The organism is Neobacillus fumarioli NBRC 102428, from assembly GCF_001591485.1.
GTDB lineage: Bacteria > Bacillota > Bacilli > Bacillales > Cytobacillaceae > Neobacillus > Neobacillus fumarioli.
In genome coordinates this window covers 1-11,012 of record NZ_BCUZ01000091.1, presented here as the reverse complement: position 1 = coordinate 11,012, position 11,012 = coordinate 1, and the positions used below count along the sequence as shown (strand labels likewise).

Here is an 11,012-nt window from a genome sequence, read left to right as displayed (position 1 = left end):
GATAAAAGGTTTTTCCCCTATACCACACTTATTCAATTAACCCGGTATCCTCTATCTTCACATCTGTCCGAACATTAAATGTAATGGTTGGATATAAGCGTTTCCATTCCCACCAATCGTTTTTATGAAAACTATGCGCGCGAAAGCGTAAGCCAAAGCCTAGTGGGTCCACATTTGCTTTTTGGAATTTTACTAATAACCTCTTAATAGTGCTGCCGAATTCTTTCTCAGCTGCCTTCTCATAGCTTGAAAGTTGTTCGTTATAAACCCCAAAACTTACAGCCTCTTCAAGTATACCTGTTATTTTGCAATTTACCTGAATATAAGGCTTTCGCCCATTTGGTTGCACGATTTTAAACTTTTGATGCACGGACTTTGTATCAATCACAACTTCTTGGTTGTGATATACTTTTAATGCACTTTTTGGCTCCGTTACTAAAAAGAAATTTAAAATCATCGTCTCTACTGGGTTTAACGTTAACTTTAAGCGTTTTTTATCAAACACGCCTACCGTATTGATCACAATTAAGTCCTTCTGGGCTTCGAGAATCGGTAAGTAAGGATCCAACCCCTTCTCCGTGATTCTTTTTTTAAAATCATACAAAAACTCCGAATTAATAAATGGTGTTTCAGAGCCCTCTTTCCCAAGCGCCAAAAACAGGGCATCTCCCGGAAAATGCTCGGATTTGGGCCTGACTTTCATGACCTCTAATGCAGTTGGTTTTCCAATCCCTACCCAGGCGATTTCCTGTATATCCCTTCTTCTAACAAACCAGAAATAAATACCGGGAGGCAGTTCTCTATCTACTAATTTCTTTCCAAATAAAATCGCTTTTGTGTGACTAAAATCAATTTCCCGATCTACCTTCGTTTTAATAATGCGGATCGCTTCTGATATAGTATCAGCTTCTTGTGTTATGATAATCGATTTTGACGGCTCCTCCCTTGAACTGGACGGAATGGCGAATTTAAGACTGATATTGTACTTTTTAAGGCTGTCTTTTGACTCATCAATTCCAATAGCAACAACAAAGAAACGTTTATCAATATCTTTAAAACCACATCCTCCAAGCGCCAAAAATCCAGCACATATACAAAATATCCAAAAACCTTTCAGGAAAAGTCTCATGCTGGTTTCCTCCTTGTCAAATACATCGTCAAGGCTATAACAAACACTTCAGCGCCCAATCTAACCACCATAAAAACTCCTGCAATTTTAAAAAGTGCAATGGTATCTAAGAACAGAATGGCAGGGATGGTTCCAGCCATAAAAATTCCGACAATGATCCATTTCTTCAGTGTACTCTTTTTCTCATTCATTCCACTTATCAATTCATAGCCAACATGCCAATGAACAACTACACTCATCAGCGTAATACTTATGTATAGCATTAAAAACAGGAAAATCGCTCGCTCAATTGGACTGTAAACAAGTCTTAAGGAGTCTGCTGTTGCAATCCAAGGGTATAAAAATGCATGCGAACCATCGATTCCGTTTATACCAATTGGAATAAAGTAGGAAGTGAATAGATTGAAAACTCCTAAAAGAATAACAGCCGCAAAGTTCCAAAATTTTAATTTCTCTTTAAATAATCGATTGAAGATAATCAAATTGGTATAGCCGCAAAAAACAAATGATGCTGTAGCGATCGTTGTCAAACTAGGCCATTCAAACACATGGGTACATGCTTCCAAAATAGAATCCCAGCTCATGTAATCATCCGTAAATGCTTTATAAATCATGAAAAAGATAAACGGGCTATTCATAAATAGGATAATTTCTAATAGATACATGACCCTTAGAGTTGGAAGCTCAATGGTTATACAAAGAACCACTAAATAAATCATCAAAATCATCCATTTTGGTGCTTCAGGATTAATGAAACGTTCCAAAATATCAATAAAACCAACTAAGGTCATTGCACCTGCTACATACCAAAAAACAGGTAACATGATTAGAACTGTATATTTCAGCCATTTGGGTGCTACCAGATCTAATATTTCCGGGAGACCTTTGTTTGGGAACCTTTCCAATGCTTTACTTAGCAGAAATGAAAAACCTGTACCGATAGGAACAGCAATAATCAAGGACATTACTGCTCCGTGAAACCTGGCGTCAATGAGGATTTTCGGAACAAATATAATGGCACTCGCCATCATATTTAAGAGCATTAAATACATAAAATACCGGTTCATACAGCCTCCTCCCAGTTTGCCTATTTATTTTACGGTTTACTCTGGATCAATGTAAGGAAAGGCTCACCGAAACTGTCGAGCCGGACTAAATAGGCAATAATCATAAGAAACCCAAGGACACAGCCAGCTAATCCAAAAAAGGTGGATGTCACCAAGACGAAGTACTTCATCACCCGAATGGTGATACTGAAGGAATTAATCGGAATAACAAAGTTCGAAATGGCAACAGCCGAAACAATAATAATCATGATGTTACTAACCAGTCCGGCCTCTGTTGCTGCTTGTCCTAATATCAAACCGCCGACGGTTGTCGCTGTCGGACCTATTGCTTTTGGCAGGCGGATACTTGCTTCCGTCAGCATTTCCATCATGATCAACATGAACAGCACTTCAAAAAAAGATGGGTAAGGTACCCCCGCCCGGCTTCCGGCAATCGATAATGCCAGCTGCACCCGGAACAATTCCGGATTATAGCTCGTTACCGCAACATACAGGCCAGGAAGCACAATACTTACAACAAATCCTAAATAACGTAAAACTTTAAGACAATTCACGGTCCAATACGTTTCATAGATGTCTTCCATTGAAGACATGAAATCCTTCATGACTGTCGGCAATATCACAGCAAATGGAGAACCATGAACCAAAACAATGATTTTGCCAGTTGCTAAATTCACTGCCACCCGGTCTGGTCTCTCGGTCACAAGCATAACGGGCAACAGAGCACGGTTGCTGTTTTTGATAATGTCTAGAAGCTGCTCGCCTGTTTGAAACATCTGTACATCTATAGATGAAAGAAATTGTTTAATTCTACTTAATGTGTCCGGATCGGCAAACTTCCGATCATGAAGAACCATTACTTTTGTTTTGGATATCGTGCCAACGGACATGGACTCTACGCTTAATTCGGCACTTGGATAACGCTGGCGGATCAGTCCGAGGTTGACCGAAAGACTTTCACTAAATCCCGATTGAGGTCCTTGAACAGTTGTTTCAACTGTCGTATCCAAGACTTGTTTGTTATGATCCACCTTATTATCAAATAAAAAAATGTTCTCCTGATAAAACAAAATCGCCACACCATGCAATAACTCATCTAATGTTTGAGATTCACTTTCAAAAGTTTTTATTTGGGGATTCGATTGAAGATAGGTTAAAAACTGGGCAGGGGTCTCGATTTCAAAAAAAGGTTTAATCAATTTATCATAAAAAACAGATTCATCACTGATGGTTTTGATATAAAGGACTTCTAGATATTTTTCCTTTGTATGGAGATTCTTGTAAACAACATCCTCCGCCTCTTGAAGACGATTTATCAAATTCATTTTAATTGTTTCCATCATGGTTGCTGACATATTTTTAACCCTCTCACAAGCTTTGTTCTTATAATTTCCCAAAAAGATTGGTATTTTATTCTAGATTCTTTCAGACTTGTCCTTCTCAGGTTAAGGTATAAGTTTTTCGAGAATGTTGTTTTTACATATCTTCTACTTGAAAAGATTCGCCAAATATGCTGCAAATCATCATACAGGAAAAATAGGTTTCTACTGCAATTTTTCAATTAATAATAGAAGTTTTTATTGTACTTAGCGGTATAATTGTTGTATTGTTTTTGGTGGTACGAACTCTGAAATCAAACGGCAGAAAAATGGGAAAAAGTGGATTCGAGGAAATATGCAAAATAAAAAGCCATATAAGGGTATGACCAAGATTTTATGAGGAGATTTTATGATTAGAACAATTGCCATCACAAAAAATCACGAACTTAAATTGGATGTTGAAATTTCCAAGGTAGTTAAAGGAGATTTTCAATGGTACTGGATTGATTTCAATCAGCCAACCGATGAAGAATGTGAGTTTCTACGCTCCCCCTTATCCTTCCATCCATTGGCAATTGAGGATTGTATGCATTTTTTACAAAGGCCAAAACTTGTTTATTATCAAGATTATACATTTTTGGTTACGCAAGCGATTAGCCAAGACACGATGTCAAGAGAAGAAATCGATTTTTTCTTAAGTGAACATTACATTGTTACATTCCATCAAAAACCATCATATGAAATTAATGATGTGTGGAACCGGTTAGCTCAAGGTGAATCAATTCAAAGTTTGGACCCGTCCCATGTGATTTATTTAATCATTGATAAAATGGTTGACAATTATTTTCCACCTGTATATCAAATTGAAGACCGGCTGAATGAGATTGATGAAAATTCCAAAGGAAGACCAATGGATGTTTTGCTTGATGATTTATTCTATACAAGGCACCAGCTGCTCTCCTTAAGACATACCATCAATCCGATGCGTGATCTTATTTACAGAATCTTAAATTCCCAGCGGATGACAGAGATGCAGGGTAAAATGGTTTACTTTTCCAACATCCATGACCATTTGCTCAAATTAACCGAAATGATTGAGGCAGCCCGCGAACTCACAACGGATATTCGTGACAGCTACATTTCCATCAATTCCTATCAAACCAACCATGTTATGAAAGTGTTGACAGTTATCACGACGATCTTTATGCCAATCACATTCATTGCAGGATTATATGGAATGAATTTCCAAAATATGCCCGAGTTACACTGGAAATATGGATACATTGCCTGCCTTCTTGTTATGTTCATCGTCACCTTAGGATTGTGTTGGTGGTTTAAGAAAAAAGGATGGTTTAAATAAATTTTTATTGAAAAAAATGATAAGCTTTTGGTATTTTGGTAACAGTGTAAATTATAAATTAATACTATTTTTTGTGTTTTATTGCTATTTCTGAACACAAAAGAACAATTAATGATCTAATGATTAAATTTATAATAGAGAGAGACATTATGAAGGCCTAAAACCCGAAGAAAGGGGAACGCAGTGTGACATACCCAAATACGGAAGAAACCATTAACTTAATTAAAAAGCTTGTGTCCATACCCAGCCCTTCAGGGAATACAAATGAAGTCATTAACTTTGTGGAAAAGTATCTTGCCGAGCTGCAAATTGAAACTATGAGAAACCGAAAAGGCGGATTAATTGCAACCCTTGAAGGAACCGATACGACCAAACGTCGAATGCTGACGGCGCATGTCGATACACTTGGAGCAATGGTGAAGGAAATTAAAGCAAATGGCCGGCTAAAAATCGATTTGATTGGCGGATTTAAATTCAACTCCATTGAAGGGGAATATTGTCAAATTGAAACCGCAAAAGGCAAAAAATACACCGGAACGATTCTAATGCATCAAACATCTGTCCATGTGTATAAAGATGCCGGAAAAGCAGAACGAAATCAGGACAATATGGAAATTCGCATCGATGAAAGAGTACATAACGCTGAAGAAGTTCGCGCACTCGGAATTGAGGTTGGCGACTTTGTTTTCTTTGATCCAAGAGTCGAAGTGACACCAAGCGGTTACATTAAATCCCGCCATTTGGATGATAAAGCCAGTGTTGCAATCCTTCTACAATTAATAAAGCAGCTCAAAACGGAACATATTACTTTGCCATTTACGACACACTTTTTAATTTCCAACAACGAAGAAATTGGCTATGGCGGAAATTCCAATATCACTCCGGAAACGGTAGAATACTTGGCCGTTGATATGGGGGCAATGGGTGACGGGCAGTCAACAGATGAATATACAGTATCGATTTGTGCCAAGGATGCAAGCGGTCCATATCACTATGGACTTCGCAAACATTTGGTACAGCTCGCAGAAGCAAATAAGATTGACTACAAACTGGATATTTATCCGTACTATGGTTCAGATGCTTCTGCAGCGATCCGCGCAGGCCATGATATTGTTCACGGCCTGATTGGTCCGGGAATTGATTCTTCCCATGCCTTTGAACGGACACATCAATCATCGATTGAAAATACAGCAAAGCTTTTGTATCACTATGTGCAATCTGAATTAGTATTGTGATATCTCAGGAATCTTATCTTTCATATAAATACAAATACAAGATAAGGCCGAGTGTGCAGCACTTGGTCTTCTTTACCGCATTTTTTATAGATTAAACAGTCATTTTTTATTTTTTTCTCATCATAATTTTATTGCAACAATACGGAAACTGAATTATGATAAATTAGGCCTACCTAAGGAAGAATAATTAGAGAATCGAAACCTTGCCTAATCACAATTATAAAATGATCGTTATCATTTTAGTCATCTTTTACGGGGGTTAAACCACCATGTATGATAAACTTAAACAATTGATCACTAACCAAACAGTCAAATGGTTTGGACGATTTGCCTATTATTTGCTCATCCTCCTCTTATTATTATTTATGTATGGATTTAACGACGCAAGTGCCGGCACTTATATTTACAATGATTTCTAAAAGGAGGAAGCCGATTCATGAAGTTACTTAATACGATTAAAGAGTTTGCGCATCTTAATCCAAACGCGAAAGCGTATATCTCTCCTGCTGAAGAAGTCACTTACGCGGAACTTTGGGAGCGGTCAGAGCGGATGGCTGACTACCTTCTAAAGCAAAACTTAAAAAAGCAATCGCCAATTTTGGTTTACGGACACATGGAGCCAGCGATGATCATCTCTTTTTTAGGATGTGTGAAAGCTGGACATCCTTATATTCCTGTTGATATTTCGATTCCAATTGAACGAATAGTCAAGATTATCGACAGTGCCCAAACAGAATTGGTTATAAACAACTCAGAAAAACCACTTGTCATAAATCAAACGACGGTAAAAGTCGCAGATTATGAAGATGTCTTGGCTCAGCAAGGAATTGAAGAGCCAATAACCCCTTCCAATTGGGTTCGTGATGATGATAACTTTTATATTATTTTTACATCAGGAAGTACTGGCAATCCAAAGGGAGTTCAAATTTCCGCCAACAATTTACAAAGTTTTGTTAATTGGATGACTGAAGACTTTCCAATTAACGGCGGGCTTCGCTTTTTAAATCAGGCTCCATACTCCTTTGATTTATCTGTAATGGACATCTATCCTGCTCTTGCCACCGGTGGATGTATTTTTGCCATAACAAAAGAAATGATTGCCAGACCAAAACTGCTGTTTGAAGCATTGGCAAAATCTAATACGCAAGTATGGACTTCGACACCATCGTTTGCCCAAATGTGTTTAATGGACCCATCATTTAATCAAGAGCTGCTTGCTGAATTATCCGTATTTTTATTTTGTGGGGAAATTTTGCCTGTATCAGTTTGCCGGCAATTGATGGAACGATTCCCGAAAGCGAAAATATACAACACGTACGGTCCTACCGAAGCAACAGTTGCGATCACTTCGATTGAAGTAACAGCAGAACTTCTGGACAAACATCAAACTCTCCCTATCGGCAGGCCGAAACGTGACACCCGCATCTTACTGTTAGATGAAAATGGTGCTGAGGTTTCATCAGGAGAAAAAGGAGAAATGATTATTGTTGGCCCTGGAGTAAGTAAAGGCTATTTAGGTCAAAAGGAGTTAACGGAAAAAGCCTTTTTCCAATATTCCAACGAACAGGCATACCGAACTGGCGATGCCGGTTATTGCGACGAGGACGGCCTGCTATTTTATAAAGGAAGAATTGATTTTCAAATCAAACTGCATGGCTATCGGATGGAACTAGAAGAAATTGAATATCATATTGCCAAATCACAATACGTAAAATCAGCCGTTGTAATTCCAGTATATCAAGATGAGAAAATTGAATATTTATTGGCGGCGATTGTTCCTAATCAACATGGATTTGAAAAGGAATATCAGTTAACAAGTGCAATCAAAAAAGAATTGGGCGAGCTGATACCTGCATACATGATTCCAAGAAAGTTCACCTACCATGATGAACTACCAATTACGGCAAATGGAAAATTGGATCGAAAAAAAATTAAGGAATTGGTATTACAATGACACCATATGGCTCATTTACATTCTTTATCATCATTGCCATTCTTTTGACTCCAACCATTATACTCGGGTTAATGGGGAAAAGATTTCATACTTACAATATGGTTGTTACGATTTTAGCCCTTTGTTTAATTTTCTCATCTACTCATCGACAGGCGCTGGCTTTAATCATCTTCACAGTATGGCAGGTCATATTAATTAAGGTCTACATAGCCTATCGAAAAAAGGCCAATAGTACCGTCGTTTTCTATCTTGCAGTCATTGCATCAATTCTGCCTTTGGCTGTTTCAAAATTATTGCCGTATATTGTAACTACAAACTTAGTCGGTTTTCTTGGCATTTCTTATTTAACTTTTAAAGGTACACAAATTGTAATGGAAACAAGGGATGGACTGATCAAACAGGACCTTCCCCTCCATCGATTGCTCTATTTTATTTTATTCTTCCCAACCATATCGTCAGGTCCAATCGATCGTTACCGTCGGTTTGACAAGGATATGGATACCGAAATATCGGGAGAACAATATAAACACTTCCTATACCAAGGGATTAATAAAATTTTTCTAGGCTTTTTGTATAAATACATTATCGGTTATGCAATTAATCATTATTTTATTGCAGAGCTGGGATATATTACGCATAGTCACTTCCAAATGAATCTTTACTATATGTATGGTTATAGCATGTATCTCTTTTTTGACTTTGCCGGCTATAGTAATTTTGCGATAGGCGTTAGTTATCTGATGGGAATTAAATCACCGGAAAACTTTAATAAGCCATTCATCAGTCGGAATATTAAAGATTTCTGGAATCGCTGGCATATTACGCTTTCTTTTTGGTTTAGAGACTATGTGTTTATGCGGTTTGTGTTTACGGTAACAAAGAAGAAATGGATTAAAAACCGCAATGTCACCTCAAATCTTGGTTATATTGTATTGTTTTTATTAATGGGTCTATGGCATGGATTAGAGATCCAATACATTTTATATGGAGCATACCAAGCGTTCCTAATGGTTGCATATAATACATTTGAACGTTTTAACAAAAAACACAAATGGTGGCCGCAAAACAAATTTACACATGTGTTATCGGTCATTATTACCTTCCATTTTGTATGCTTTGGTTTTTATATTTTCTCAGGATATTTTATTAAAGGAGTATGAATACAATGGATTTTAAACAGGAAGTTATCAATTTATTAGTAGAAATTTGTCAAGATGATGTTGTAAAGGAAAATCCGGATATTGATTTATTTGAATCCGGCTTATTGGATTCTTTTGGTACAGTTGAATTGCTTGTTCAGGTTGAAGATCGCTTCGGTATTACCGTTCCAATAACAGAATTCGATCGCGACACTTGGAATACTCCTAATAATATTGCCATGCAGCTGGCGGATCGGAAATGAAAAAAGCTATATTCTCACCCCTGATCGCAGCCGTTCTGGTTGTCATTATTGTATTTACAATACCAAACCAGTGGATTGAGAGTATGATTCCCAAGCAAAGAGTTGCTCAGGCTGCGACAGAATTAAATCCAGTAATGTTTCAGGGTAAATATATTCAGCAACAAATGTTGGATGATCAGCATTATTTACCTATGTATGGGTCAAGTGAACTTTCAAGACTTGATAAGTTCCATCCTTCCAACTATTTTCAGGAAACCGGGGCTCCATTTACCCCATTTCTTGTTGGCCGTGGGGGAACGGAATCACTCATCCATTTTTTAAATTTCTCTGAACATATTGATCAACTTAAAGGACGAAAAATCGTATTTATTATCTCCCCTCAATGGTTTCAACGAACTGGAACTGATGAATCACATTTTGTTCCGAACTATTCTTCCTTGCAGGGATACGATCTCGCCTTTAACAAAAATGTTGATCCCAAAGTTAAGAAAATGGCGATCAAACGGCTGTTAAGATTTACGCCAGTTAAAAAAGATCCAATGTTATCGACATTATATAAAGCTGAAATTCATCATGATCCTTGGACACAAGGAAAAGCAATGATTGTTCGTCCATTTGCTTTAATTTATCGCAATATGCTTACGAAAAAAGATTTATATTATTCATTGGCTGGCGGCTCTCCAAGCAGCCGGGAAATTAGCAGTGTTGTCAGAAATAAGTCTTGGAATGAATTGGAAAATCTAGCTAACCAAGAAGGAGCAAGATTATCAACCAATAACCGCTTTTACGTCAGCAACTATCAGTATAATAAGATGAGAAAATCGGTTCCTTTCCTCAAAGGGAAAAAGAGACATATGACATACGGAAAAGGCCTGGAATACCATGATTTTCAATTGGTTCTTGACGTTTTAAAAGAATCAGGTGCCAAACCATTATTCATTTCTATTCCTTGTAATGGATTCTGGTATGATTATACAGGATTTCCAAAAGAAGGACGCGCTGCCTATTACAATCGAATTCGAAACCAAGTTTTGAAAATGGGATTTCCAATTGCCGATTTCTCAAAACACGAGTATGATCCTTACTTCTTAAAAGATACCATCCACATCGGCTGGAAAGGCTGGGTATACACCGACCGGGCTATAAAAGATTTTTATAACGGAGTTAAAAATCCGAAAGACGAAATCATTTGGCCGACTAACCTATAAAGATTTTTATTTGTTCAGACATAACTAGAACAATGGTGGACAAAAGGTTATAATAAAGAGGAAGTTAAAATTAACCTTTTTGGTTAGGAGATGGTATCATGCTATCAAATATTGGCTTTCCTGGGTTAATCTTAATCTTGATTGTTGCATTGATTATCTTTGGGCCAAACAAATTACCGGAAATCGGACGTGCTGCAGGCAAATCCATCCGGGAATTCAAAAAGGCAACCGAAGGAATTGCTGATGATATTAAAGAAGAAATAAAAGCGGATGTAAAAGAAGCAAAAGAAGAATCCATCCAATTGAAAAAGTAAAAAAAACCGGGTTTTACCCGGTTT

11 protein-coding genes are annotated in these 11,012 nt (G+C 37.4%); 8 read left to right on the top strand and 3 right to left on the bottom strand.

What is annotated here, in order from left to right; translation table 11 throughout:
- Positions 1 to 28: 28 nt before the first annotated feature.
- Genes BFU02S_RS12030 through BFU02S_RS12020 form a run of 3 tightly spaced genes read right to left on the bottom strand, consistent with a single transcriptional unit; the run spans position 29 to position 3,551 of the window.
- The gene (locus BFU02S_RS12030) at positions 29 to 1,129 is read right to left on the bottom strand and encodes a Ger(x)C family spore germination protein (protein WP_066370912.1); all 1,101 of its coding nucleotides are present in this window, start codon (positions 1,127 to 1,129) and stop codon (positions 29 to 31) included.
- Positions 1,126 to 2,196, bottom strand: coding sequence for a GerAB/ArcD/ProY family transporter (locus tag BFU02S_RS12025; RefSeq protein WP_066370909.1), 1,071 nt, complete (start codon positions 2,194 to 2,196; stop codon positions 1,126 to 1,128). Before BFU02S_RS12025 ends, BFU02S_RS12030 begins: the two co-directional genes overlap by 4 nt.
- Positions 2,197 to 2,225: 29 nt before the next feature.
- Positions 2,226 to 3,551: a spore germination protein gene (locus tag BFU02S_RS12020; protein ID WP_066370908.1), complete on the bottom strand. Its 1,326-nt coding sequence runs from the start codon at positions 3,549 to 3,551 to the stop codon at positions 2,226 to 2,228.
- Between the two features lie 373 nt (positions 3,552 to 3,924).
- On the opposite strand from BFU02S_RS12020, the gene corA reads away from it, so the two are divergent.
- The 8 genes from corA (at position 3,925) to tatA (ending at position 10,988) form a co-directional block, all read left to right on the top strand.
- Positions 3,925 to 4,875, top strand: coding sequence for a magnesium/cobalt transporter CorA (gene corA, locus BFU02S_RS12015; protein ID WP_066370906.1), 951 nt, complete (start codon positions 3,925 to 3,927; stop codon positions 4,873 to 4,875).
- Between the two features lie 185 nt (positions 4,876 to 5,060).
- Complete coding sequence (locus BFU02S_RS12010) at positions 5,061 to 6,110, top strand: M42 family metallopeptidase (RefSeq protein ID WP_066370904.1); 1,050 nt, start codon at positions 5,061 to 5,063, stop codon at positions 6,108 to 6,110.
- A gap of 269 nt (positions 6,111 to 6,379) precedes the next feature.
- Complete coding sequence (gene dltX, locus BFU02S_RS12005; RefSeq protein WP_066370901.1) at positions 6,380 to 6,529, top strand: teichoic acid D-Ala incorporation-associated protein DltX; 150 nt, start codon at positions 6,380 to 6,382, stop codon at positions 6,527 to 6,529.
- Between the two features lie 17 nt (positions 6,530 to 6,546).
- Complete coding sequence (gene dltA, locus BFU02S_RS12000) at positions 6,547 to 8,064, top strand: D-alanine--poly(phosphoribitol) ligase subunit DltA (RefSeq protein WP_066370899.1); 1,518 nt, start codon at positions 6,547 to 6,549, stop codon at positions 8,062 to 8,064.
- On the top strand, positions 8,061 to 9,224 hold the full coding sequence (dltB, locus tag BFU02S_RS11995; RefSeq protein ID WP_066370897.1) for a D-alanyl-lipoteichoic acid biosynthesis protein DltB: 1,164 nt from the start codon (positions 8,061 to 8,063) through the stop codon (positions 9,222 to 9,224). The genes dltA and dltB overlap by 4 nt, the downstream gene beginning before the upstream one ends.
- A gap of 5 nt (positions 9,225 to 9,229) precedes the next feature.
- On the top strand, positions 9,230 to 9,466 hold the full coding sequence (gene dltC / locus BFU02S_RS11990; RefSeq protein WP_066370887.1) for a D-alanine--poly(phosphoribitol) ligase subunit 2: 237 nt from the start codon (positions 9,230 to 9,232) through the stop codon (positions 9,464 to 9,466).
- A complete protein-coding gene (dltD, locus tag BFU02S_RS11985; RefSeq protein WP_066370884.1) occupies positions 9,463 to 10,674 on the top strand; it encodes a D-alanyl-lipoteichoic acid biosynthesis protein DltD in 1,212 nt (403 codons plus the stop codon). Before dltC ends, dltD begins: the two co-directional genes overlap by 4 nt.
- 98 nt (positions 10,675 to 10,772) lie before the next feature.
- Entirely contained in the window at positions 10,773 to 10,988 is a 216-nt protein-coding gene (gene tatA, locus BFU02S_RS11980) for a twin-arginine translocase TatA/TatE family subunit (RefSeq protein WP_066370881.1), read from the top strand.
- Positions 10,989 to 11,012: the final 24 nt, after the last annotated feature.

Coding starts and splice junctions, on each gene's coding strand:
- corA (WP_066370906.1), top strand. CDS start 3,925: ATGATTAGAACAATTGCCATCACAAAAAATCACGAACTTAAATTGGAT.
- dltD (WP_066370884.1), top strand. CDS start 9,463: ATGAAAAAAGCTATATTCTCACCCCTGATCGCAGCCGTTCTGGTTGTC.
- tatA (WP_066370881.1), top strand. CDS start 10,773: ATGCTATCAAATATTGGCTTTCCTGGGTTAATCTTAATCTTGATTGTT.
- BFU02S_RS12030 (WP_066370912.1), bottom strand. CDS start 1,129: ATGAGACTTTTCCTGAAAGGTTTTTGGATATTTTGTATATGTGCTGGA.
- dltB (WP_066370897.1), top strand. CDS start 8,061: ATGACACCATATGGCTCATTTACATTCTTTATCATCATTGCCATTCTT.
- BFU02S_RS12025 (WP_066370909.1), bottom strand. CDS start 2,196: ATGAACCGGTATTTTATGTATTTAATGCTCTTAAATATGATGGCGAGT.
- dltC (WP_066370887.1), top strand. CDS start 9,230: ATGGATTTTAAACAGGAAGTTATCAATTTATTAGTAGAAATTTGTCAA.
- dltX (WP_066370901.1), top strand. CDS start 6,380: ATGTATGATAAACTTAAACAATTGATCACTAACCAAACAGTCAAATGG.
- BFU02S_RS12020 (WP_066370908.1), bottom strand. CDS start 3,551: ATGTCAGCAACCATGATGGAAACAATTAAAATGAATTTGATAAATCGT.
- dltA (WP_066370899.1), top strand. CDS start 6,547: ATGAAGTTACTTAATACGATTAAAGAGTTTGCGCATCTTAATCCAAAC.